This window comes from Sulfitobacter sp. L-8 (assembly GCF_056859255.1).
Genome location: NZ_JBSXOD010000053.1, coordinates 1 through 25,099, shown reverse-complemented (window position 1 = coordinate 25,099; position 25,099 = coordinate 1). Strand labels below are relative to the sequence as shown.

Here is a 25,099-nt window from a genome sequence, read left to right as displayed (position 1 = left end):
AAAGGCTTATAGTTTTCGCTTTCGGTATGAATTGCTGTGAATCACACGCCACTCTGGCGGGCACCGCCCGGGTGGTTAATACTCGATAAATCTACTTGATGGATCGTGCATTCTCCCATTTACGGAGAATGATATGCCATTGATTGATAACTTCAGCGATTACAGCTCTGGTCTAAGCGGGCCGATTTGTGGTGGCTTTGACATTACTCCCAGCGACGCTGATGAGATTTCGCAGGTCACGCGCGCGATTATGGTTTCGCAATCCGGCGATCTGTCTGTGGAGCTGAAAAGCGGGGACGCGATCGTGCTGAAAAATCTGATCCCCGGGGCCGTTTATCCGTTCCGTATCAGCAAGGTTTTATCTACTGGAACGACCGCGACCGGAATTACGGGCCTGGTTTAATTACAAAGCCGCTCGGAATGATCCTTGGATCTTTTCGAGCGCGCTTATTGCCCTGTGGCCCTGAACACAGCCGCTATCGTGCGAAACAGCAATACCAGATCCCCAAACATCGATATGTTGTGAATATATTGCAGGTCCAGACGAACGCGGTGTTTGAAGCTGACCTTGCCCCGACCGCTTACCTGCCAAAGCCCGGTAATTCCGGGACGCAGGCTCAGATAATCGTTGGCGGCATCTCCGTAGCGCGACAGTTCGCCAAGAGTTACCGGGCGTGGCCCGACAAATGACATATCCCCTCTGAAGACGTTCCAGATTTGTGGTAACTCATCCATGCTGGTGGCGCGGAGAAACCGACCAAATCTTAACACTCTGGGATCATTCTTCAGTTTTTGACTGTGACGCCATTCGTGGGCGAATTCAGCGTTTATCTCGAGTGCGTTATTAAAGATGGCGTCAGCCGCAGGCTCCATCGTGCGGATTTTCAGACAGTTAAACGTCTTGCCATACCTGCCCACCCGCGGATGCGCGTAGAATCCCCTATTTCCATTTGCAGTCGAAATAACCCAAAGCATTGCGATCAATGGCACCGCAAGGGGTATCAACGCGAGACAGAGGATGACGTCAAAAAGTCGCTTGCCGCAATTTGAATATTGAAAAACGTCTGCCGAACCGTAGCGTCTGGGGGAAATATCCAGAAAAGCCATTTAATCACCTTTGCAAGTAGAGACAGATGAGGACTGTCGCCACTTAAGCAAGAGGGCACTAAATAATGATTAAATGACCTGATCTTCCTGGGTCAAGCGTAGGCGAAATCCACCTCGCCTTCGTGGATGGTCGCCGCAGTTAGCTTACCCGTGGCATAGGCACCTGTGTCAATCGATACAACGCCTCGGTTAATTCTGGGAGAATCGAAAATGGTATGCCCATGAACGACCCACATCCCATCGGTTCTGGCAACACGGCCAAAGTCTTTGTGGCCCCAAAGTAAAGTACGATTGTCTTGCTGTTCGATGGGCAAAGACGGGTCGGCTGCTGCGTGTAGAAAGACCACATTGCCCGACACCCAATATTTGGGAAGGTTGGTCAGCCAATCAAGCAAATCTTGCCCCATCGCAGCGAAAAGTGCATCCCGCGCGCCCTCCAGGTCCTCACCCGTTGAGGTTTGTGAGACGCCGGTAACTGCAAAGCTTTCCAAGGTCTGCAATCCGCCGTTTCGCAACCAGCGTGGCCCGTTGTCCAATGGGTTTTGCAGGAAATTCAACATCATTTCCTCGTGATTCCCCATCAAGGTAATCACGTTTGTCGCCTTGCACATGTGGCGCAACACCTGTGCGCTTTCCTCTCCGCGATCGATCATATCGCCCAGACAGACCATCTGAACGCCTGACTTGGCCTCCGGTATTTTTTTTAGCAAATCGTAACGTCCGTGAATATCACCTATCGCAACGACCGGTTGGTCAGGACTGATCGGGGCGAACTGCGGCTCGGTATCTTTGGGTCGCTTAAACCATCGTTGAAACATTTGTTTCCCATCGTTTGTGTGTTGCAAAACTGGCGCAACGACTTGGTAAGTTCGAAAAACCGGAAGTCCGCAAAGTGAACTCCATTTTAATATTCTATACAGTCTCGATATTAACAACAATTAGTAAGTAGGTCCGCAGATGCAAGGGCGTCCGATTAACAGAGCTTCTGCAACCCTTATTGCGGCTATTGGAGCGCTTGCCGCGCCGCAAGCTTCAGCGCAATCGTTGACGACATACGGTACCCCCGGCCTGATCGAGATGCCAACCGCCGAGGTCATGCAAGACGGGGATTTGGCATTTACCGCCAGCGTATTTGGGCCAAACTTTAGATACACCGGCGCATTCCAGGTGTTGCCACGGGTTTACGGCGGTTTCAGATATTCGCAGATCAAGAACATCAACGGCGCTACAGGCTATTTAGGGGGCGACACGTTCGACCGAAGCTTTGATATGCATTATCAAATCTTCGATGAAACCTCACGCCGTCCTGCGGTTGCAATCGGACTGCGCGACTTTCTGGGAACCGGTATTTTAAGCGGTGAGTACTTTGTCGCAACCAAAAGCTTTGGGTCCAAGCTGGAAGTGACCGGCGGTCTAGGATGGGGCCGGTTAGCTGGAAGAAATTCTTTTTCTAACCCGCTTGGTGCCATCTCTGACCGCTTTAAAACCCGACCAGCAGGCTTCACGGGTAGGGGAGGGCAGATCGAAGCGGGCAACTGGTTCCGCGGCCCTACTTCGCCATTTGCCGGGGTGAAATGGAAATTCAGTAATCAGACAACTCTGTTTGCTGAGTATTCCCCGGACTTGTATGTGCGTGAATCTGTGAATACCGGTATTAACGTCTCCTCTCCGCTCAACTTCGGTATCGAATATCGCTTTAAGAACGGTCCGAAGCTTAAGGGATACCTGATAGGGGGACATGAAATAGGTGCCCAGCTTAGCTATGTGATCAATCCGAAGCGACCTCGGATTTCGGGCGGATTGGAAACCTCGCCAAGAGTTGTTGGAACCCGGGATCGCCTTGCCATAGCGGATTGGAATAATTCGGCCAAAGGGGGCGGCAAGGCCGCAGTTCAACGCGTTGTCGCCGCTCGCCTGTCAGAAGATGGGATGAAGCTTCAGGGTTTCACCATGAGCGGAAACAAAGCGACCGTACGGGTCGAGAATAACCGATGGATCAACGAATCCCAAGCAGCGGGGCGGGCGGCTCGTGTTATGGCAACGACTTTACCCCCCGAGATAGAACAGTTTACCGTGGTCTTCCACGAGCGCGGCGTTCCGATAAGCCGTGTCGTAACTCAGCGGTCAGACCTGGAGGAGCTTCAGTTTGACTATGACGGCGCGTGGCGTACGTTGGCGCGTACCGATATTGCCGATGCGTATGACCAAGGCCGTGTGGGTGAGCTGGATGACGTCTATCCGGTGATCGAAACCTCGTTTGGTCCGTATCTTGCGACCTCGTTTTTCGACCCTAACAGCCCCATCCGTGCCGATTTTGGTGCCCAGCTCAAAGCAGCATACCGGCCCGCGCCCGGGCTGACGTTTTCGGGAAGGTTTCGGTATCCGCTGATCGGCAATATCGACAAATCTTTCCGCGGTTCAAATTCGGTTTTGGAGCCTGTCCGAACCAACGCAGTAAAATATGCCAAGGAATCCAATCTCGAAATCAACACGCTATCCGCAGAATATATTTTCCGCCCTGGTAAGGACCTGTTCGGCCGGGTGTCTTTTGGTTACCTCGAAAGCATGTTTGGTGGGATATCGGCCGAACTGTTATGGTATCCCATTGCCAGCCGATTGGCATTGGGTGTCGAGTTGAATTATGTCAAACAACGTGATTTCGACATGCTGCTCGGCTTTCAGGACTATGGAGTCACGAGCGGACATGCCTCGGCATATTACGATTTCGGCAACGGCTTCACGACGCAGGTTGATGTCGGTCGATATCTGGCCGGCGACTACGGCGCGACCTTGGGCATCGACCGCGAATTCAACAACGGCTTCAAGGTTGGGGGGTTCTTTACGCTCACCAACGTATCGTTTGCTGATTTCGGAGAGGGATCATTTGATAAAGGCCTAAGGTTTGAAGTCCCGGTATCGTGGTTGACCGGGCGCCCGTCACGGAAAACAATCAAACAAACCATCAAACCAATTACCCGTGATGGGGGTGCAAGGTTGGCGGTGACAAACCGACTGTATGGATTTGTGACAGATTACCGGGGCGCGGAATTGCGTGATGGCTGGGGGAGATACCTGAGATGATCATACGTGCAACCATCTTGGGCCTGTTATTTCTAAGTGTCGCGGCCTGTAGCAATAGTCAGGGCCTGCTGAACCGAGGGGTCGCTCTTGTCGTGAATGACAAAACGACCGCGGTGAGTCCGGCAGGGCAGTTTCCGCCCCGTTTTGCGGCGCTGGTAGCGGATACGTCGGTCCCGGCGATGATAATGACTGTGGAACGTCGTTCGCAATCGGGCCGTCTGCTGCGTGAGGCAAAGGTTAACGGAATAGAAACCTGGGTCAGTTCAGATTTGACAGCAGTGATGTTGGAAAACGGTATGTTGCAAGGAACACGTGGGTTGGGGTCTGAATTATTTGCGGCTGAGCTATCCGAGCCGATGGCCCTGATCCTATCTGGCAAGACAGGCTATTCCAGCCGGCTACACAGCAACCTGAAAGGCGACAACCGAATTGTCACCAGAACGTTCAACTGTTTGGTCGAAGCGAGCGGTACCGAAGCCGTAACCCTTGAGATCGGTACAATTCCAACACGTATAATGACGGAAGACTGTAAAAGTCTGGACCAAGCATTTCGAAATACCTATTGGGTAAGTAGAAAAGGCGGCACAATCGTGCAAGCGCGACAATGGGCTGGCGACGAAATAGGGTATATCAAGACCCAAACTGCAACCCGCGAAATGAGAGTGGCACCAGAATCCGAAGTCGGGGTGGTGATAAGTGAGTGAATGGGAGAGTTTCTAGTGCGATACCTTTTGCTGGCCGTTTTAGGGCTGAGCCTTGCCGGTTGCGGTTCTGTTTACCGGGCACCTAAAGTGGTGGATGGGGACGCCCGCGGGACCAATGTTCGAGTAATGGCACTAACCGCCGAAACAGTTGTTCAGGCGAACAAATCGGCATATGCACCCCAGACCCTCCCTGCGGTGTTTTCCCAGACCACAGGGACCGGCGCGGGTCTTAGAGGCACAGGTGCGTTACCTTCCCCGACCTTTGAGAGTCAAAACCGCCCCAATGCGCTCGAGCTACGTTTGCCGCCACCGTCCGATCCGGGACCATACCAGATCGGAGTAGGCGATGTGGTTCTGCTTGCCACACCAAGATCCGCGACTTCGGTCGAGCAGCTTTCCGGGCTACTGGCCGCGCAAAATGCGCGACAGGGCTATACTGTTCAAGATGACGGTTCGATAAACATCCCGGATGTGGGACGTGTGCGTATCGCAGGTCTGACGATCGAAGACGCAGAAGCGGCGCTTTTTCAGAAGCTGGTCGAAAACCAGATTGATCCGACGTTCAGCCTTGAAATTGCCGAGTTTAATTCTCGCAGAGTGTCCATTGGCGGTGCGGTGAGCAAACCCACCGTAGTCCCGGTAACCCTTACACCATTATACTTGGAAGAGGCTTTGGCCGCTGCCGGCGGTATCACTGTCGCGGATCAGGATTACGCTTCGATCCGCCTCTATCGTGACGGTGCATTGTATCAAATTCCATTGATGGAGCTTTATTCCCGCGTCGGCCTGAAGAAGACTCGACTGCTTCCCGGGGATTCTATTTTCGTGGATACGGAATATTGGCTGAACCGCGCTCAAGAGTACTTCTCTCAGCAAATCGCATTGACGCAGGCGCGTCAACAATCAAGACAAGTTGCTTTGCAGCAGCTTCAGGTAGAGGTTGCGTTGCGGCGCGCTGATCTTGAGGAAGCACGAACCAATTATCAAACCCGTATCGATTTGGGCGCAGACAACCGACAGTATGTATATCTGACCGGCGAGGTCGAGAAACAATCCCGGTTCGCGCTGCCTTTCGAGCGAAAAGCCAACTTGGCCGATGCCCTGTATGACGCTGGGGGAATTGCTTCGGCGACCGGGGATATCTCGCAGGTATATGTATTACGGTCGTCATCTGACCCTCGCGAACTTGGGGCAGTAACAGCTTGGCATTTAGACGCGAGAAATGCTGCTAATCTTGCTCTGCTTCCGCATTTCGAGCTTCGCCCCGATGACATTATCTTTGTAGCACAACAGCCTGTTACGCGTTGGAGCCGCGCAGTCACACAGATCGTGCCGCAAATTATCAACGCTGGCGCTATACTGACGCGGCGGTAAATACGCTGGTTGGTGATCGGTCAAAGGTCGGGCCTTGGTCCGGCCTTTATCGTGCTGAATATGCGCTGTCTCGGATTGTCGCGCTAATAAAAACAATCCTGTCCCTTAATTGAACCAACAGTTGCCCAATTTCGGCCACATCGCCCGATTATGTTTTGAAAGGTCAGTAATCGTGGCGGAGCCCCGTAATGTATCTTTCAGTTGTCATTCCTTGCATGAACGAAGAATCGTCTATTCCCGGACTGGTCGCGCGTCTGACGCAAGCGATTGGACCATGGAGGGACCGTGCTGAAATTATTTTGGTCGATGATGGATCGACCGATGCGACCTGGCAGGCGATCGAAGCGGCAAGAGCCGTTTGCCCGCAGGTGGTCGGATTAAAGCTTTCGGGAAACCGAGGTCATCAAATTGCGCTGACAGCCGGATTGGAAGCGGCGCAGGGCGATAGAATCTTTATGTTGGACGCGGATCTTCAGGACCCACCAGAGTTGTTGACCGATATGATGTTCATGATGGATCGGGGCTTTGACGTAGTTTATGGGCGCCGCAGCGAACGTCGAGGCGAAACGCTGTTCAAAAAGGTCAGCGCGCATCTGTTTTACCGCTTCCTGAATGTGATGTCCGACGTACCGATCCCGCAGGATACGGGCGATTTTCGCCTGGTTAACCGTCGGTCACTGGATGCCGTTCTGGCGATGCCGGAAAGGGCGAGGTTTATCCGGGGCATGTTTGCCTGGGCCGGGTTTAAACAGGTAGGAATTGAATATATTCGCAGCCCTCGTGAGATGGGAGAGACCAAGTATCCGCTACGTGCGATGGTCCGTTTTGCGATTGATGCCATGACGGCATTCTCAACCAAACCGCTGAGGCTGGCCACGCGACTATCCTTTGTAAGCCTGCTAATGGCGGCGCTGATCGGCGTATATGTTGTCTATTCACTTATCATTTATCAGACAGCACCGGGCTGGGCCTCTGTGGTGTTGGCAATCAGCTTTTTTTCCGGCGTGCAGTTACTGACGCTTGGTATTTTGGGTGAATACATCGGGCGATTGTATGTCGAAGCAAAAAACCGGCCTTTGTACTTTGTAAGCGAGGAAGCGCGCGACATTGCGCCCGTCGCCCAACGGTTGCGCGCCTGATGCCCGTATTTCGCCAAAAACTGGTGCGGTTTTCCTTGGCCGGTCTTGCTACAGCAGCAGTCTACACGTTGCTTTACTTAGGTTTACTGACGCTTGGGCTGTCACAGGTTATCGCCAACGGCACCGCGTTCTTGATCGCGGTCATATTCCAATATCTCTGTCAGGCGGCTTTCACTTTCGAACGCAAGCTGTGCGACGCAAATCAGATCATTCGATTCGGTGTCATGGTTTGGTTCGGATTTCTGACATCGACCCTAATCACCGGACCAATGGCGGCGCTGTTCGATCTCGCTGACTGGACGGCCGCGGTGCTGGTGATCGCGCTCCTGCCCCTCCAAAACTTCGCTATTTTGACTCTCTGGGTTTTTGCATCGACCTCTTCCAAAACGGAAATGACATCATGAGCCATATTTATAATGAAACGTTCTTTGATTACATCAACGCAAGTGCCCGCGCCTCTGCAAAGCCGTTGGTTGCGCTGTTGTTTCCGAAGCTGAAGCCGTCGAGTGTGATTGACCTGGGCAGTGGGCGTGGCGTGTGGCTGGAACAATGGCAAAGCGCTGGCGTTGATACGGTTTTGGCTGTCGATGGTGACTATGTGAACCGTGATCAGTTGGCAGTGGCCCCAAGCGATTTTCTGGCTGCCGATCTGACTGCACCCGTCACGACCCCACACCGCTATGATCTTGCTCAAAGTCTTGAGGTCGGTGAACATTTGCCTACAGAGGCCTCTGAGACGCTGGTGGACAGCCTGACGAAAGCGTCAGACCGGGTGTTGTTTTCCGCAGCGGTGACGGGACAGGGTGGCGAATTTCACATCAACGAACAGCCGTTGTCCTTCTGGCAGGATCTGTTCGCTGCACGGGGATACGTCGCCTTTGACTGCGTCAGACCTCATTTGAAAACCGCGAAGGGCGTGGCACCCTGGTACCGCTATAATTCGATCCTGTATGTTAACGCAGCGGGGCGCGAGGGCTTGCCGATGGATGTGCTGGCAACCGAGATTCCCAAAGGGACACGGGTCAAAAATGCGGGGAATCTTGGCTGGCGGTTACGGTTGGCTGTCGTCAGAATTCTCCCTCGCGCGGTGGTGACATCTATCGCGCAGCTACGCGCAACCGTTTTAGCAATGCTTGCACGACGCTCAAAATCTACTGCGCGCCTGTCCGCATGACATTGGCAGAAAAACTATCGCACGAATACCCGAGCCGGTCTCAGCATCTTGCGTTGGGATCGACCTTTCTGGTGATACTGGTGAGCGTCATGATTATGTCGGGCCTCAATCTGGCTGATCCGATGATCCGCCATGATGACTATCCTGCGCTTTTTGCTGACGCCCCTGCATTTTGGAACAAGACTCTGCATGAAGGACGATGGCTGAATTATATCTGGCACCTGCGTGAAGCCATAACCCCGGCTTGGTTGAATTTTGCAGTTTATCAAACCTTTTGGGCTTTATTCGTTGCCGCGCTTGCAGTTGTATTTACAGGCCCCAAGGGTGCGAACTGGTTCACTGTGGTATTGGCGTTACTGATGATGGTATCGCCGTCCGCCATGTTGATTTCAATGTGGTTCAATACGTTGATGCCAGGACTTGCGATTGTCGCCCTGTTTGCAATGCTGGCATGTCGTGTCTCGGGCAGAACATTACGCGTTCTACTGCCGGGTTTCGTGATTATCAGCTTCATGGCCTACACCACGTATCCGCTTCTATTGTTGGCAGTATGCATTGCCAAAACCGAAGATCGGTCGGCGCGAGATCTGTTCGGGTTGATGCTGCTGTTTTGTGCCAGCTTTGCCCTGGCAGTGGTGACTGTTTATGCGATCAATTGGCAGGTTCACGGTGTTTTCGGAGTTCCGGTCGCCAACTGGCGCGAGCCAACCGCCGCCCACGGCCTTGGCGGTATAGTCGCAAACCTGCCCAAACTTGGGGAAACTTTCCAAATCGTGTTTCACAGGAATGGGTTTGGTTTTGCACCGCTGATCGGGTTCATTCCGGCAATGCTGGCGGCAGCATTTGTCGTCTTTTACAAATATGCGAGGCTTGAGGGGCTGTATCTGATGGCGGGCCTGTCAGTGGGAATTGCATTGGTCGTGGTTCAGGTTCTCAAGCTTGGGGTCATCGTGCCCCCGCGTGCGTTCATCTTTGCATGGGTATTTGCTGCAATGGCCATGGTGCGTGCCGTAGAAATTTTAAGTCAAACCGAAGGGTGGGCGGGACGCATGGGCCGCAATGCGATCCTTTTGATTGTCGGCGTATACTTTATTGAAATCTTTATGTTTTACGGACAACACAACGATTGGCGGGCAGATACCAAACACCTTGCGCAGGAAATTTCGAAAACCGATGGCGACGTCTTCATATACGGCGATTCGTCGCAAATTGCCTCTGCCAAGAAATCAGGTATCCAATCGTCGAAGGCGCTTCCGTTTCGATTGCAACAACTCACAGGCCGTCAGGCGATCAATTGCCTGGAAACGCCGGACAAATGCCCACAACAGCCCCAGCTGATCAATGCAGGCACCGGTGAAATTCATGTGCGGCGGACCAGTAGGGGTCTATTTATGATATTCACGCCGTCAGACGATACCAATCTAGCTGAGCCCTTGTGAAAGTTCTGCCAGCACCGGTGGATTTGCGCCTGGCCGGGATACCGTTATGGATGCAACTTCGCTACCGAAACGGAGCGCGGCAAGCATATCGTCAGCATCCAGCGAGCCTATTGCTTCTTTTGTCAAAAGGCCCAGTTGGGATAGTTTGGCTAAAACGCCAGCGTTGAACGTGTCTCCCGCGCCTACAGTGTCGACGACTGAAACCTTGTGAGCGGCGGCCTCGACGCTTTTATCATCGGATAAGTAGGCCACTGATCCTTCACTGCCTTTGGTCACGATCACGACTTTCGGACCTAGGGCGCGTATAGCTAACGCTTTTTCCTTCAGTGTAGCGTTACCGGAGACGATCCAGTGCAGGTCGTCGTCCGAAACTTTCAGTATGTCGCAACAAGCGATCATCTGGTTCAGCCTCTCTCGGTAAATTTCGGGTTCTGTAACGAACAATGGACGAATATTTGGATCCATCATGATCACCCGAGCCGACGCCTCTCGCTTTGCAAGAGCAGAGTAGAAATCAGCAGCTGGCAGACCGATCAGGCTGATGCCACCGAAATACATGGCTGAAATATTTGCGGGGATAGCCGGTAGAGAGGATTTATCCAACGAACGGCCAGCGGTGTTTTCATCATAAAACATGTAACTGGCGTTTCCGTTGACCAGCCGCACAAAGGCGAGCGTCGTCGGACGGTCAGAAAACATCACATGCGACGTATCGACGTGACTCGCCTGTAAGCCTTCGCGCAATAGGGTGCCAAAAACGTCGTTCGACAGGCCAGAGAGAAATCCGACGGATCTTTCCAGCCGACCCAATGCGATGGCAGTATTGTAAACCGCTCCGCCTGGGTGTGGCGTATAGGCACCTTGGGCTTCAATCATGTCGATCAATGCTTCGCCGCAGCACAGTATCATAACTAGCCTCGTTTTATAGCGTCTAATGACATTTAGGCTAGTTAGCGCTAACGGTCCACACCGAACTTATGCAGTTGTTTCGAAAATGCCCCCGGTTAAGATGCCGCTATTCAGGATGCGGCCTGTCGGGGGACAAAAATGGAATTTGATTATATCATCGTGGGCGGCGGTACGGCTGGATGTGTCTTGGCAAACAGGTTGTCGGCCAACCCCAAGGTAAGTGTGCTGCTGCTTGAGGCAGGAAAAAGCGACAATTATCACTGGGTGCATGTGCCCATCGGCTATCTTTATTGCATCGGCAACCCCCGTACCGACTGGATGATGAAAACTGCGCCGGAACCGGGTTTGAATGGCCGCACTCTAAGCTATCCGCGCGGGAAACTGTTGGGAGGCTGTTCGTCCGTAAACGGTATGATCTACATGCGGGGTCAGGCCGCGGACTATGACGGATGGCGACAAATGGGTAACGCGGGGTGGGGCTGGGACGATGTGCTGCCGTATTTTCTAAAAAGTGAAGATCATCATGATCCTGACCAACCGCATCATCGCGCGGGCGGTGAATGGAAAGTCGCGCGTCAACGGTTGCGTTGGGAGGTGCTCGAAACTGTACAGCAAGGCGCGAAAGAGTTCGGAATAGAGCCTACTGCCGATTTTAATGGGGGCACGAATGAGGGGTCTGGTTTTTTTGAAGTGAACCAGAAAAACGGGGTGCGCTGGAACACCACAAAAGCGTTCTTGAGACCGGCCATGAAGCGCAAAAACCTGAAGGTGATGACCGGAGCATATTCCCGTCGGATAATGATCGAAGGCAAGCGCGCGGTGGGGGTCGAGTTTGAGCGTGATACACAGATTTTGCAGGCGAAGGCGCGCGCCGAAGTCATTTTGGCGGCAGGAGCGATAAATTCGCCAAAGCTGCTTGAACTATCGGGTATCGGGCAAGCGGATCGATTAGCAAATTTAGGTGTACCAGTTTATCACGAGCTGAAAGGGGTGGGGGAGAACCTCCAGGACCATTTGCAGATACGTACTGTTTACAAAGTCAGCGGCACCAAGACCCTAAATGAAACGGTAAATAGTCTCTGGGGCAAGATTAGAATTGGTCTGGAGTACGCTACGACCCAAAGCGGCCCACTCTCCATGGCTCCGAGCCAATTCGGAATGTTCACCAAAAGCGACCCCAGCCTTGAAACTCCCGATCTTGAATATCACGTTCAACCGCTTTCCACCGATAAGCTGGGAGATCCGCTTCACCCCTTTCCGGCGATTACGGTGTCAGTCTGTAACCTGAGACCTGAATCGGTGGGCCACACCCATATTAATGACCGGGATGTGACCCTACAGCCTGATATCCGGCTGAATTATCTTAGCACAGAGCGTGACAGAATGGTGGCGGTGCAATCCATCAAACAAGCGCGGCAATTGATGACCGCAAAGGCGTTGAGAAGATACGCGCCCGAGGAAATGTTGCCCGGTACCCACATTGCGAGCGACGAGGATCTGCTGCGAGAGGCCGGAAACATCGCCACGACGATTTTTCATCCAGTCGGTACATGCAAGATGGGCAGTGACGATAAGGCAGTGGTCGATGCGCAGCTTAAAGTACACGGGATCGAGGGGCTAAGAGTGGTGGACGCGTCAATCATGCCTAAAATCGTTTCCGGCAACACTGCTTCGCCGGTTATAATGATCGCCGAAAAAGCCTCAGACATGATCCTTTCCGACGCGCGGTGAGCGCTGATTTCAGATAGCAGACGTAAAAATACTTTTCATATGTTCGTCGAGGTAAATTCGAAGCCAAGGTGTGAAACGCTCGGGGTGTTCACGAGTCTGGCGGGCCAGATCATCCAGATCCACCCAAGCAGTTTCCATTACCTCGGTCGGGTCGGGCACGATGGCCGTCAAGGCGGTTGCTTCGCCCACATAAATATCGACCAGTTCGTGTTCGATCAAACCGCCGCCCACATCGGCGCGATATTCGACCCTATCGCGGTGATGTAGGTGCAGACCGATAATCCCGAGCTCTTCTTGCAGTCGCCGCTGGGCGGTCGCCAGTGCGGGTTCGTCCCAATGAGGATGGGTGCAACACGCGTTGGCCCAAAGGCCGGGTGTGTGATACTTTTCCAACGCGCGCCGTTGGATTAGAGTTTCATTGTTTCGCATCACGAACACAGAAACCGCTTTATGTCGCAGGCCGCGCTGGTGAACCTCTAGCTTTTCTACGGGGGTAAGCGCTTCGTTTACCCAAGCGGGGATCAATACCGTCATAGAGCTGTGCCTTTTTTATGCTTTTGGCAGATACGTCACATCATCGACCCTGATTCAGGTGGATGGTCAGGCTACCCTCGGTAAAGCCATTGTACCCGCTTAAGGCCGAAATGTCAGCCGCTGATATAGTATACGCATGTGCCTATTTACCCTAAGATAAGCTTCCATCGGCAAGGGTGCATTGTATCCGGCCTTCATCGTATCCGACACCAGCCCGATCTGCGCCGCATGAATATAGCCGTCAGACATGACAGGCACGCGCATGAACAATGTTGAATAGGGGCTGATTGGATAACGTCGTCATACCGCACGAACGTATTGCGTAACAGATCCTGTATATGCTCCGAGGCTTCGGACAGAGACAGGACCGGAGCATAGCAAGCGTCCTTACCGACCATAAGTGCACCGCAATCAGCACGGGTGTTTATCATAATGACTGCTGCAAGCTTCTCTCGCATCAAATCCCGATGCCGGGGATCGATTTGAGGGTAGACTTCCTTAGCGTCTGCATGTTCTGCAACGGCAAGCAGTTGAACATAGACCCGTGATTCTATTGCCCCAATAGAGCCGAAATTTTTCGTCCTTGGTTTCAGCGACGTTACAAAAATGCACCTCGGAATCCAACTTTCCTATCAGTGGAGTAGGATTTTCACCTTTTGCGGCCAAAAGCATGCAATGCCCTGCTGAGCGCGATGTCATTTATATCGTGGCTGGCCCTCTGCGCATAAGGCCCTGTCTGGCCACATCCTGTCATTCGGCCATAGAAATGGTTGGGGTCAATGCACACCACATCATCGGGGCCTGAGCCTAACCGTGCCATCACGTCCTGTCGGAACCCTTGCACCAACCGATCAGCGGTCGCGATCAGGTCACGTAACGCCGATATGCCCTTTTCCGATTTCAGGCCGACAGCGATGCGTGTGCGAGACCGCAGCAAGATATCCAATGCTGCGTAACCCCACTCAGGGGCCGGCCATGAATATTTCCTCAGTCAAAATTCGCTTTTCGCTTTTCAAGAAAGGCCGCTACACCTTCTGCAAAGTGCGGATGCCGGCCCGCGGCGCTTTGGGCGCTACTTTCTGCGGCGAGCTGAGTTTCAAAACTGGCATCGCCCGCGGCCCATAGCAGCTTGCGCATCAGCCCCAACGCATGGGTCGGACCCTTGGCAAGGCGTTTCGCATATTCTTGCGCGGTGGACATAACGGCAGCGTCTTCTACAACCCGTGTTATCATTCCCCAGTCAAATGCTTGCTGCGCCGGGAGTTTTTCCCCCAACAAGGCAAGTTCGGCGGCACGCACGCGGCCCACATTCTGCACCAGCATCCAAGTCGCGCCGCCATCGGGTACCAAACCGATATGACAGAAAGCTTCGAGAAAATAACTGTTTTGTCCCGCAATAACGATATCACCCGCCATTGCGATCGAGGCACCAATACCCGCGGCGGGACCAGAAATGGCGGTAATCAGCGGTATGTTCAGATTGCGAATGGTCAACATAAGCGGGTTGTATGCGTGATCCAGTGCAGAACCCGCATCAGAGTTCTGCAAATTGCTATCCCCGTCACCTTGTAAATTTGCACCCGAGCAAAATGCACGCGATGATCCGGTCAGTATCACCACGCGGCTGCTTGTTTCAGCGCTGGTCAGAGCATCCGCAAGCGCTTTTGCCAACGTTGGTGTCAATGCGTTCAGTGTACCGGGGTCGTCGAGCGTAATCGTGGTGATTTGATCCGAGGTTTCTATTTTCAGGCCGTGCGTCATTTTGGGGTCTCCTGTTTGCCGGCAGCAAAGCATTGATTGGAGGCCCAGGCAAACGCCAGATGATCGACCGGCGTTATAACAGGTGGTTAACTCCTTTGGCTCAGCTTCGGAATTTGCGGATAACCAACTGACGGAGCCAGATTGTGACCGATACCTCGCCCATTTTAAAGATGCCCTACATACAGCCCTCGCAAGCCCAAAAGCATGTCACCCATAATGAAGCGTTACGGTTGCTGGATGCCATTGTTCAGCTTGTGGTGCTGACTCATGATCAGAATTCGCCCCCGGCCACGCCCGAAGAAGGGGGCAGTTATCTGGTTGCTGAAAATGGCCAAGCTGCCTGGGCAGGGCAGGACCAAAACATCGCGGTATTCAGCGACGCTGCTTGGCGATTTATCGTACCGAAAAAGGGATGGGTCGCGCAGGTGGCGGGAAAGAACAACGAGGTGGTGTTTGACGGGTCGGTGTGGAAAGCACGTAGGCTGGGCAACGTTGAGGGTCTGGGAATAGGGGCGGACTACGATGCGTATAATCGGATGGTCGTGTCTTCGGATGCGGTACTTTTGAACAACGCCGGGGCAAGTCATCAGGTCAAGGTTAACAAAGCGACCGCAGCCGATACAGCCAGTCTGGTATTTCAAACCGGGTTTAGCGGGCGGGCTGAGCTTGGATTGGTGAATGATGACGACTTCGCATTGAAGGTCAGCAGTGACGGCGTGGTCTGGACAGAAGCATTGCGGGTCGATGGAGCAACGGGACAGGTTACAACAGGCGTGGCAGGCTGGCGCGAGGTGCTGACCGGGCCGCGCAGCTTCTTTGTCGATGCCATACAAGGCAGTGACACCGGAAGCGGGATGGGGCAAGCCTCGGATGCGTTCGCGTCATTGTCCAGAGCACTGGCCGCGGCTCTTGGTCTAGATACCGGAGGCCACGATATTACCATTGAGATTGCGCCGGGCACCTATGCTTTGGCAGAGGTTTTAAGTGTTGGAACGGGATTAATAGGCGGTGGTAAGTTAATTATTCAGGGAAACAGCGCCGACCCGGACGCAGCAACGATCGAAGCGACCGAGAGGGCAATCGTCGTATCGTCAGGTCAAGTGTTGTTACGGCGGGTGCGACTGCAAAATTCGAGTACCGCAGACGCCGTGGTAACCGTTGCAAGACATGGCGAGGTTATTCTTGATGAGGTAACTTTCGGGCCCGCAGGCGGACATATGGACATTGCAGGTGGCCGGGTCGTTCTTGGGGGCGGTTATGCAATCAAGGGAGGTGCTGCCTATCACCTGCGTGTCTCCGAAGGCGGACTGTACGATGGATCAGCTCAACCCGTCACACTGCAAGACATCCCATCATTCAGCGACGCATACATCAACTGTTCAGAAGGAAGTGTCGCGCGAATTTCCGGACAGGGTTTTACCGGAAATGCGACGGGTAAGCGATACGATCTCTCGACCAACGGTGTCATTGTTGCTGGTGGGAATACTCTGCCGGGCGATATGGCAGGCACGACCCAGACGGGAGGGCAATATGCGTGAGAATGTTCACGATTGAATTAGATTGTTCACAGACGCATTGGTTTTACCCTAAAACTGGAAGCGCGCGTTAATTCTTTTGCCTCAATGTCATTTCTGAACTGGAAATAAAGGAATGACATTGATGGAATTTGACCATCAGGGCACGTTACCCGAACGTACGGATCAGTTTCTAACCGGCGTTACTGACATCGTCGTTGCTGAATCGTCGCTCGGGTCAGTTCTGTATACGACATCTCGCTACGGCGGCGGGGACCTTCTGGCCTATCGGATTGAAGCTGACGGCGGATTGATGTTCCTCGACAGTCGCCCGATTGCCGGGCAGGCCCAGGTGGGGACGGAAAACACGCTTAAATTCGTGGATGGCAAGCTGTATCTCACTGGTGCGGAAAACGCCGCTCTTACGCAGATCGGTATCGCGGACGATGGCACGTTTCTTGCTGTTTCCGAAGTTACTGGTGCACCATTGCCCGCTCAACTGCTCGCGACCGCCTCTATCGAGGTGAATGGGCTGACGTTCATGTATGGGATCACACGTGGGTCAGATACGGTAGGCGTTTGGCAGATGGACGGTGCCGGCGAGGCCTCTGTGATAGAAGGGGGCGATCCTGGTGATGCGTCGCAGTCAGCATTAACCGGGATGACGGTGGCCTATGCCGGGGGGGCACCTTTCTTGCTGGTGGCGTCAGATGCGGATAACGCCTTGATCTCAATGTCGGTCGGGTCAGACGGTCGACCACGAGAAGTTTCCCGAATCTCAAGCGAGGATGGTATCGGGATCGCATCCCCAACGGCGACCGCATTTGTCGAAGTCGGCGGGCAATCCTTTGGAGTGATGGCTGCGGCTGATAGTTCAACTTTAAGCGTCGTGCGATTAGGGTCTGACGGATCGTTGCGATTGACAGATCACATAATCGACACACGCGACACCCGCTTTGATGGCGTGCACACGATCGACACCGCCAGTTATAATGGCCGGGGGTATGTGGCAGCAGCGGGCGGGGATGACGGCGTTTCAATTTTCGAGCTGCTTGAAGATGGCCGCTTGCTTCACTTGACCTCGATTGCCGATGGAACAGGAACAACGATGAGCGGGGTTTCGGCGCTTAGCTTAACGTTACAGGGCTCTGCACTGCATCTTGCAGTAGCGTCGGGTGCCGAGGCTGGATTGAGCGTGTTTACCCTCGATATCGCATCAAGAGGTCCCATCATCGGCGGGACGACTGCTGCGGATCTGTTGAATGGCGCTACAGGTGATGACTATCTATACGGTGGAACCGGCAATGATGAGATCGTAGGGCAAGCGGGTGATGATATAATTCGCGACGGTGCCGGGGTCGACGTACTGACCGGGGGTGAGGGACGAGACCTGTTTGTGCTTAGCAATGATGGCACGATTGATACCATTACCGACTTCGACCTCAACAAAGACCGGATAGATCTTTCGGGCTGGTCGTTCTTGCGCAGTAATTCACAGGTTGCATTTCAAAGCACAGCCGATGGGGGTGTCATTTCATTCGGTGCTGAGACACTGGAGCTGAAAACTGCGGATGGCAGCCCCTTGACCACTGATCAGATACAAACACTTGATCTTGTCGGCCAATCGCGGTTCATGCCTGACTGGGTGCTGCCGGATCAGCCGGACTCTTACACTGCACCCGCTGCTGCTGCCCCTCTCTCCCTAATTGGAACTCCGCAGGCAGATATACTGTCGGGCGGGGACGCAGACGATTTAATTGAGGGTCGTGAGGACAATGACGAGCTTTCGGGCGGCGGCGGCGGTGATCTGATCAAGGGCGGGGCAGGCGATGACGCGATTTACGGCAATGCCGGTAATGACGTAGCCGAAGGCGGGGAAGGTGCCGATCGCATATGGGGCGGAATAGGCTGGGACACGATCCGCGGGAGCGCGGGGGATGACGTGATTGTTGCAGGCGACGGGTTCGACGCTGCAGGCGGAGGGGATGGCGATGATATTCTATCGGGCAATAATGGCGCAGATAAGCTTTATGGCGACGCAGGCAACGACCGTCTAACGGGTGGTCTGAACGCCGACAGCCTATGGGGAGGAACAGGCGAAGATCAATTGCGAGGCAGCGCTGGCAGTGATGCTTTGTTCGGCGGCGGAGGTAATGACCAGCTTTTTGGGAACGCTGGAGCGGATAAGATGGAAGGCGACGGCGGAAACGACAGGCTGGCGGGTGGTATAAACAACGACACGTTGAACGGCGGATCTGGTCGTGACACATTGCAAGGCGATAACGGGTCGGACGTCCTGATCGGGGGTGCAGGCAACGATTTGTTAAAGGGTAACGCAGGCCACGATGTATTGGACGGTGGCGCAGGCGACGATATCTTGGCAGGGGGAATTGGCGCCGATCGTTTCATTTATGGCGTTGGCAATGACACGATACTAAATTTTCAGGATGGAATTGATAAGCTGGTCTTGGAATCAGGGTTATGGGGAGGAGGGGCAATTTCAGCGTCTCAACTTGATACCTATGTGAGAGAAGCACAAACCGAATACATTACGTTGGATTTCGGTAACGGTAATAGCCTCAGTATATTGAATGTCGAAGCGATTAGCACGTTCGATGGAGATTTTGACATTTCATGAGTGTAAGCGGTGTTGATCAGCTAACTCAAGATTTTTAGAGCTCCAATAAATCGTTGTGGTAGCGGTGTAACAGAAGTTGACCAGATAGAATAAGCCCTAATGAGACTGAAAAAACATAAATTGGCGATACATATACGGCGTCATAGCTGTTATAAAAACCCGCGCGAAGACTGCCTATTACATGCACAAGCGGGTTGAACCAAAGCCAATCACGGTAGGGTTGCGGCACAGTTTCTAACGTGAATATGACAGCGGAAACAAGCAATAACGGCCGCGTGATTATGCCGTAGATTCTTTGCCATACCGGAAAGTATGAAAGTAAGAAGCAATTTAATGTACCGACACCAAGCGCAAGAACACTTACCATTGCAATAGCAAGCAGAATAGGACCCGCTTCCATGGAAGTGTGGGTTTCAAATACAGAGGTTATGCCAACCAGAACAACGAACCCAATTACAAGCTGGGTAGTGAAGTTCAAGAGAAAACGGGCAACGATGGCATCTACAAAAGTGACGCAGGGATAGGTAAGCAATTGGCGTGAATAATTTATTGACTGCGCAACCTTGGTGCTGACGTCATTAAATGTCAGAAATGGAATAAGCCCAGTCGCATAAAACATCGGAAAGTTTGTACCTAACTGCGGGGTGCGGAACCCGATAGAGAATATCACCGAAAGTAATACTATACCCAAGACGGGCTCAGCCAACGCCCAGATATAACCACCCCGCGACCGGCCATACATAGTGGACATTTCGCGTAGCATAAGCGCTGAGATAACGCGTGTTGTGGCCAAGCTTAATGTAATCATGGCATTCACGTTTCCAATTTACGGAGCATCTTTCACGAGTTTATCGCATCGGCTTTGAACGAAAGGCAGGGTTCAAGCGCTTTGCACCATGACGGTGGAAGGGTGGCCCCAAATTTTTCACGGCAATAAGTATACTGTGGTTGCAGAGCTTGTTTAAACTCTAGTCTCAAGTCTTCGGGAAGTACGGCTTCGATACCGACATTTTGGCGCGTTTCAAACTGAGCAAAAAGAGCAGGCACACCGATAAATTCGCAAATGTCAAAAATAGTGTTCTCTGAGAACAAGTTTTCATAAAAAATGTATTTAATGCGGTCCAAGGGTATTGCTGATTCCAGCTCCTCAATGGTTCGTTGATAATTCCCGCGCTCGATGTTGGCTAAACGATTGATTGCAATCAACTGCCTGGCTCGTTGCTCACAAGCGTGTTGGAATGATTCGGCTTGATGGTTTTGGGACCCGACTGCCATACGGATTTGAGACCACATTCGATCCACTGGATCACGCAGTATGAAGATGAACTTGGCACAACCGATGCGCCCCATTTCTGTGAATCCGGCGCGATCAAGTATCGCATACGCCGGTGTAATATCCGCAATTACGTCTTGATCAGAATGGTCATTTAATAAGTAGGAAACATAGGCTTGGTGGTCACCATCATGGTTGGAGTATATTCTTAGTAATTGCGACAAATCTATCAGGGCGTCTAGATGATTGTCGTTGTACGCGCCAATTTCGTTGCCGAGCTTATGTGCCAACATTTTTACCGCGTTAATCCTCGCTTCATGCAATTGGTTTGCTTTGCCATAGATAACGTCAAAGTAATGCAGCTCTTTGTTTTTCGTGAAGTGAATGTGCTTGCTTTGGCGAAGAAGGTGGAAAAGCCATGTTGTCCCGGCTTTTTGAGCACCAATGCAGAACAACATTTTAACATCGTCAGGAAACTGTTTGTCTTTCACGAAACTTCTTTCTGCATGTTTCACGCTTGCATGTTGTACTTGTGAAGCTCTATTGCTTCGTTAACATCGTCAAAATATCTTAGCTCCCCCCTCTCGATTACCGCACCCGCGGTGCACATCTGGCGAACAAGCTCGTCGGAGTGACTGACGAAAACGAAGCCCGCCACTTTCATGCGCTCGTTAAACACTTCCCGGCTTTTTCTTTTAAATGCCGCGTCACCGACAGCGGTAATTTCGTCAATCAAATACGTGTTGAATTTCAGGCCCATCGAAACGCCGAAGGCTAAGCGGGATCTCATACCAGATGAGTAAGACCTATATGGCGCGTGAAATTGCGATCCTAGCTCTGTAAAATCTTGAACATAATCAACTAATGCGTCCGTATCAGCACCATAAATCCTTGCGATAAATCGTGTATTTTGTGTTCCGGTCAGGTCCGGATGAAACGAACCTGAGAATCCAACAGGATAAGAGATCGTTCCTTGCCGTATTATCTTGCCGGAGGTGGGCTTGGAGGTACCGGCCATAAGCTTAAGTAATGTCGACTTTCCGGCCCCATTTCGGCCCAGCAAGCCCACAGACGCACCGGTGGGGAAAATAACATTGACGCTTTCCGCGATTACCTTTTTATGACCCCGCAAATAAAAATATTTGGTCATGTCTTTAAGCGTTATCATGAACTCAACGTCTGTCCCTTATAGAGTAACCAAGCGATACCATGATCGACCAGGTCACCAGGCTGAATGTAACCGTAAAGGCCAGCCACATCGGCCGATTCGGAACCAGCGATGCCTCCGGTAGTGTTGGGTTGATATGAGTTGCCAGGTATCTTGTTTTTCGACGTGATTCAGATAAAGCACTGTTATATGCCGCTAGCGCCAAGGCATATGCCTGCTCCGCAATCTGTAAACCAACAGTTAGATTTTCGTACTCTCCTACGATGTCGGCAAAAACACCAGGATTCCTGGTCGCTCTATTTCCGGCCCCAAGTTTTAACCGTTCCTGTACGAGCCTCTTCTCTATTATTGCTCGCCGCCGCGTCGCTTGCTTGTATCGAGGGTCATTTGCAGTCGTAATCTGCTTTAGCATATCAATTTCGACCAATACGTCAGCTAGAGCTGTTTCCAGCGTAGTGAGTACGCCACTTTGAATTTGCAATGGAGCATCCGGATAAATGATTTGATGCTTGTTACGGAACTGAGAAACAGCATCACGAGCCACATTCAGATGTTTTGTAGCAGACCTTAGCTCCTCTCTTGCATTGCGTGTGGTATCATCATGGGCAATATCCGACAGTCTGTTAATTAAATCGGAACTTTCATGGGAAATTGCCAATGCGATGGCTCGGGCATCGGCAGGATTAAATGCTTGTACTTCAAGGTCAATCAGACCCGTACTGCTGTCTTTGTAGACTGTAACCATCCGGCTCCAAAAATCAGTCAAATCCTCGATGGTGCCGGGCGGGTGATAGCTGAATATAGGGTCTTTATCCGGCTCGCCCTTCGCCCATATCTGACGGAGGTCTATTGCTGCATCGACTTTCTCCACGATCTCGGGGCTTTGAATAAATTTTTGAAGGATATCTTCGTCTGAAGAACCCGAACCAGAAAGTTTTGCAATACCTCCCAGCATTTCCACGGCAGAGCTAACATCTTCTGTGTGAACAGAGAATCCTGCAACCGATATAAATCGATCAGCTGCGCGTTCCCACAGATACCAGGCTGAAAAAAGATTAGGTACCGCAACCCATGCGAAAAAACTAATAAAAACAAGGCGATGGCGTAATTTAATTCGTGCGCGTAGTGCGGGGGGTGCCACAGGTTCTGGGGCGGCGCGAATTGGTTGCGTCGGAAGAGGGAGAACCTGCCCTTGTTTTTCTGTTGGGTGCAAAGCCCCAGGCTTTGTCAACATCCGCTGCTCGCGGACGCGCTTCAATGCCTCTTCGCGTTCGCGAATTTTTTGGACCTTGCGGATTGTATGCGTGACATTTGCACCGGTCAATGTTGAGTGTTTTTTATTCATGGTAGATGTACCATTTCAAATGTTCACTCACATAATGTTAATTCCAGTGCGCATATTTTGCGGATGTCACCTAATCAAATTGGTTAACATAATGCCTTTACTACCGCATATCCACATATTGCTGTGTACCAAGGATGGTGAGGCTTGGATATCTGAACAGTTGAACTCCATTCTGAATCAAACCTACCGCAAGTGGAGCCTCTGGATCAGCGATGACGGGTCAAGCGATGCCACGTTGCGGATAGTATCGGACGTAATATCGGATAATCCTGAGCGGTATATTCGCTTATTTCACGGCCCGCAAAAAGGTTGCGCGCAAAATTTTCTGTCATTGCTGATTCGACCCGAACTTGCAGGATCCTGGATTGCATTTGCAGATCAGGATGACATTTGGATGCCGCACAAGCTGCACCGTGCTATTGAGATGATCGGACGTGGAACCGGTGCTCAAATATATGCGGGCCGTTGCGTTTATATCAATTCTATCGGGAAACCAGTTGGTGTCTCACCGCTTCATCATCGCTCGTATGATTTTGGAAATGCTCTTGTTCAAAACGTTTTACGAGGAAACATCCTGGTAATGCCTCCGGCTATCTCATGTTACCTTCAAACTGTTTTTGCTCTAACAAGAGAACTGGATTTGCCCTTCCACGATTGGTGTATTTATCTTGCGGTTACCGGCATTGGATTTGACATTATTCATGACGAAAAACCCGGGGTTTTTTATCGGCAGCATTCGAATAATGTGCTCGGCGCATCCAGGTCCAACGTGGTTAGGAGAGCGAAGTTAATTTACCGACGCCATTATTCTGATTGGATAGACCGAAACGTAAATTTTTTAGGTCATATTTCGCCGTTCCTAGACGAGAGTAATCTCACTTTACTTGATAAATTTGTTGAGTTTCGCAAGCGCCGGGGACCACTTTCTTGCAGTGCACTACGGCGTCTCGGTATACATCGACAAACGCGCACCGGTGACTACATACTCCAAGCAATGTCATGGTGCGGAAGAATATAAACCAGATCAGTGAGGTGCCCCTACTTTCCTAGACACCTGCATTTTCTAGTTTGAGCTGTCTTTGTTCGAAGTCAACGGGCGACAGCATGCCGTTGTTCGTGTGCTTGCGCTTCGGGTTGTAGAACAGCTCGATGTATTCAAAGACGTCTCGCCGTGCTTCGTCACGTGTCCGATATTTCCGGCGTCGGACCTTTTCTCGCTTCAGGAGCTGAAAGAAACTCTCGGCCATTGCGTTGTCTTGGCAATTGCCCCGGCGGCTCATCGAGTGCTCCAGATTGTGTTCGCGCAGGAACGCGGCCCATTCACGACTTGTGAATTGTGCGCCCTGATCAGAGTGAATCAACAAACCTGGACCGGGCTTGCGTCGCCAGATCGCCATGAGCAAAGCCTGAACTGCGAGTTCCGAGGTTTGTCGTGACTGGATAGCCCAACCGACGACACGTCTTGAGAACAGGTCGATGACCACGCAAAGATACGCAAAGCCCTCATGCGTCTGTAGATAGGTGATGTCCGTTACCCAAACTCGATCTGGCGCATCGATGGCGAACTGCAGATCCAATGTGTTGTCCACGACGATAGATGGCTTGCCGCCATAGACGCCGGGCTTCTTCTTGTAACCAATCTGCGCTCGAATGCCTGCAAGACGGGCTAAACGCGCAACACGGTTCTCTGAGACGGCCTCTCCCATGTCGATCAGGTCGTCATAGATTTTGCGATAGCCGTAAATCTTGCCACTCTCGTTCCAGCCGTCTTTGACCAGCTTGGTTTGACGTTCATCCTCCAACGCACGCTGGCTTAACGGTTCTTTAACCCATGCATAGAAGCCGCTTGGATGAACGCCCAGCATCCCGCACATCGGTCGGGTACTAAACTGATCCTGATTGGCGGCAATGAAGGCGTACTTTACCTTGCATCCTTCGCGAAGTACGCCGCCGCTTTTTTTAGGATGTTCCGCTCCTCCGTCACGCGGGCCAGCTCCTTCTTGAGCCGCCTGACCTCAGCCTCCTGATCGCTCACGCGCTGCGGCTTCGAGAATTTGGCCATCCAAGTGGAGATATTGGCAAAAGTTGGTGACGCCTGATCAGGCGGCGGTTTGAAGTTGGCGGATCCCGTCTCGGAACTCAATCCCTTGGATGATCTCGGGCAGGCGATTTTGCCCGTCGAGCTTTCGCCATTTTTTCTGCGCCGAC

22 protein-coding genes and 1 pseudogene are annotated in these 25,099 nt (G+C 52.2%); 12 read left to right on the top strand and 11 right to left on the bottom strand.

Features of this window, described 5'->3' with window-relative positions; translation table 11 throughout:
• Positions 1-133: 133 nt before the first annotated feature.
• A complete protein-coding gene (locus AC13DE_RS13485) occupies positions 134-403 on the top strand; it encodes a spike base protein, RCAP_Rcc01079 family (RefSeq protein ID WP_446297494.1) in 270 nt (89 codons plus the stop codon).
• Between the two features lie 44 nt (positions 404-447).
• On the opposite strand, the gene AC13DE_RS13480 is transcribed toward AC13DE_RS13485, so the two are convergent.
• A complete protein-coding gene (locus tag AC13DE_RS13480; RefSeq protein ID WP_483048120.1) occupies positions 448-1,107 on the bottom strand; it encodes a sugar transferase in 660 nt (219 codons plus the stop codon).
• Positions 1,108-1,199: 92 nt separating this feature from the next.
• Positions 1,200-1,925: a metallophosphoesterase gene (locus AC13DE_RS13475; RefSeq protein WP_483048119.1), complete on the bottom strand. Its 726-nt coding sequence runs from the start codon at positions 1,923-1,925 to the stop codon at positions 1,200-1,202.
• A 139-nt stretch (positions 1,926-2,064) separates the two neighbouring features.
• Between AC13DE_RS13475 and AC13DE_RS13470 the strand changes: the two genes are divergently transcribed.
• The 7 genes from AC13DE_RS13470 (at position 2,065) to AC13DE_RS13440 (ending at position 10,018) form a co-directional block, all read left to right on the top strand.
• Positions 2,065-4,188 (top strand): YjbH domain-containing protein, encoded by a 2,124-nt coding sequence (locus AC13DE_RS13470; protein WP_483048118.1) that lies wholly within the window; start codon positions 2,065-2,067, stop codon positions 4,186-4,188.
• Positions 4,185-4,892, top strand: a complete 708-nt coding sequence (locus tag AC13DE_RS13465; RefSeq protein ID WP_483048117.1) for a YjbF family lipoprotein — start codon at positions 4,185-4,187, stop codon at positions 4,890-4,892. The genes AC13DE_RS13470 and AC13DE_RS13465 overlap by 4 nt, the downstream gene beginning before the upstream one ends.
• Positions 4,893-6,266, top strand: coding sequence for a polysaccharide biosynthesis/export family protein (locus tag AC13DE_RS13460; RefSeq protein ID WP_483048116.1), 1,374 nt, complete (start codon positions 4,893-4,895; stop codon positions 6,264-6,266).
• A 188-nt stretch (positions 6,267-6,454) separates the two neighbouring features.
• On the top strand, positions 6,455-7,405 hold the full coding sequence (locus AC13DE_RS13455; RefSeq protein ID WP_446297500.1) for a glycosyltransferase family 2 protein: 951 nt from the start codon (positions 6,455-6,457) through the stop codon (positions 7,403-7,405).
• The gene (locus AC13DE_RS13450; protein ID WP_483048115.1) at positions 7,405-7,809 is read left to right on the top strand and encodes a GtrA family protein; all 405 of its coding nucleotides are present in this window, start codon (positions 7,405-7,407) and stop codon (positions 7,807-7,809) included. Before AC13DE_RS13455 ends, AC13DE_RS13450 begins: the two co-directional genes overlap by 1 nt.
• Entirely contained in the window at positions 7,806-8,579 is a 774-nt protein-coding gene (locus tag AC13DE_RS13445) for a class I SAM-dependent methyltransferase (protein WP_483048114.1), read from the top strand. Before AC13DE_RS13450 ends, AC13DE_RS13445 begins: the two co-directional genes overlap by 4 nt.
• Positions 8,576-10,018, top strand: a complete 1,443-nt coding sequence (locus AC13DE_RS13440) for a hypothetical protein (RefSeq protein ID WP_483048113.1) — start codon at positions 8,576-8,578, stop codon at positions 10,016-10,018. The genes AC13DE_RS13445 and AC13DE_RS13440 overlap by 4 nt, the downstream gene beginning before the upstream one ends.
• Here AC13DE_RS13440 and AC13DE_RS13435 read toward each other — a convergent pair.
• Positions 10,001-10,927 (bottom strand): carbohydrate kinase family protein, encoded by a 927-nt coding sequence (locus AC13DE_RS13435; protein WP_446313955.1) that lies wholly within the window; start codon positions 10,925-10,927, stop codon positions 10,001-10,003. The two genes, AC13DE_RS13440 and AC13DE_RS13435, sit on opposite strands and share 18 nt — an antisense overlap.
• 138 nt (positions 10,928-11,065) lie before the next feature.
• On the opposite strand from AC13DE_RS13435, the gene AC13DE_RS13430 reads away from it, so the two are divergent.
• Positions 11,066-12,658 (top strand): GMC family oxidoreductase, encoded by a 1,593-nt coding sequence (locus tag AC13DE_RS13430; protein WP_483048112.1) that lies wholly within the window; start codon positions 11,066-11,068, stop codon positions 12,656-12,658.
• A 9-nt stretch (positions 12,659-12,667) separates the two neighbouring features.
• On the opposite strand, the gene idi is transcribed toward AC13DE_RS13430, so the two are convergent.
• The 3 genes from idi to AC13DE_RS13415 all read right to left on the bottom strand — a co-directional run bounded on the left by idi (position 12,668) and on the right by AC13DE_RS13415 (position 14,953).
• Positions 12,668-13,192, bottom strand: coding sequence for an isopentenyl-diphosphate Delta-isomerase (idi, locus tag AC13DE_RS13425; protein ID WP_483048111.1), 525 nt, complete (start codon positions 13,190-13,192; stop codon positions 12,668-12,670).
• A 649-nt stretch (positions 13,193-13,841) separates the two neighbouring features.
• Positions 13,842-14,138: a CoA transferase gene (locus AC13DE_RS13420; protein ID WP_483048110.1), complete on the bottom strand. Its 297-nt coding sequence runs from the start codon at positions 14,136-14,138 to the stop codon at positions 13,842-13,844.
• A gap of 41 nt (positions 14,139-14,179) precedes the next feature.
• Entirely contained in the window at positions 14,180-14,953 is a 774-nt protein-coding gene (locus AC13DE_RS13415) for an enoyl-CoA hydratase-related protein (protein ID WP_483048109.1), read from the bottom strand.
• A gap of 143 nt (positions 14,954-15,096) precedes the next feature.
• Between AC13DE_RS13415 and AC13DE_RS13410 the strand changes: the two genes are divergently transcribed.
• Positions 15,097-16,491, top strand: a complete 1,395-nt coding sequence (locus AC13DE_RS13410; protein WP_483048108.1) for a DUF2793 domain-containing protein — start codon at positions 15,097-15,099, stop codon at positions 16,489-16,491.
• 121 nt (positions 16,492-16,612) lie between these two features.
• Positions 16,613-19,105 carry a calcium-binding protein gene (locus tag AC13DE_RS13405; RefSeq protein ID WP_483048107.1) on the top strand — a complete coding sequence of 831 codons (2,493 nt, stop codon included), beginning with the start codon at positions 16,613-16,615 and terminating at the stop codon, positions 19,103-19,105.
• A gap of 34 nt (positions 19,106-19,139) precedes the next feature.
• On the opposite strand, the gene AC13DE_RS13400 is transcribed toward AC13DE_RS13405, so the two are convergent.
• The 4 genes from AC13DE_RS13400 to AC13DE_RS13385 are packed head-to-tail and all read right to left on the bottom strand — an operon-like array spanning position 19,140 to position 22,891.
• Positions 19,140-19,913 (bottom strand): ABC transporter permease, encoded by a 774-nt coding sequence (locus tag AC13DE_RS13400; RefSeq protein WP_483048106.1) that lies wholly within the window; start codon positions 19,911-19,913, stop codon positions 19,140-19,142.
• A gap of 32 nt (positions 19,914-19,945) precedes the next feature.
• Entirely contained in the window at positions 19,946-20,869 is a 924-nt protein-coding gene (locus AC13DE_RS13395) for a sulfotransferase (RefSeq protein ID WP_483048105.1), read from the bottom strand.
• A 20-nt stretch (positions 20,870-20,889) separates the two neighbouring features.
• Positions 20,890-21,546, bottom strand: coding sequence for an ABC transporter ATP-binding protein (locus AC13DE_RS13390; RefSeq protein WP_483048104.1), 657 nt, complete (start codon positions 21,544-21,546; stop codon positions 20,890-20,892).
• Between the two features lie 4 nt (positions 21,547-21,550).
• Positions 21,551-22,891, bottom strand: coding sequence for a KpsE/RkpR family capsule polysaccharide export protein (locus AC13DE_RS13385; RefSeq protein ID WP_483048103.1), 1,341 nt, complete (start codon positions 22,889-22,891; stop codon positions 21,551-21,553).
• A gap of 91 nt (positions 22,892-22,982) precedes the next feature.
• Here AC13DE_RS13385 and AC13DE_RS13380 point away from each other — a divergent pair, with 91 nt between their 5' ends.
• Entirely contained in the window at positions 22,983-23,909 is a 927-nt protein-coding gene (locus tag AC13DE_RS13380) for a glycosyltransferase (RefSeq protein WP_483048102.1), read from the top strand.
• A gap of 28 nt (positions 23,910-23,937) precedes the next feature.
• Here the strand turns inward: AC13DE_RS13380 and AC13DE_RS13375 are convergent.
• Positions 23,938-24,920: pseudogene (locus AC13DE_RS13375) on the bottom strand (IS3 family transposase); the annotation flags it as partial.
• Positions 24,921-25,099: the final 179 nt, after the last annotated feature.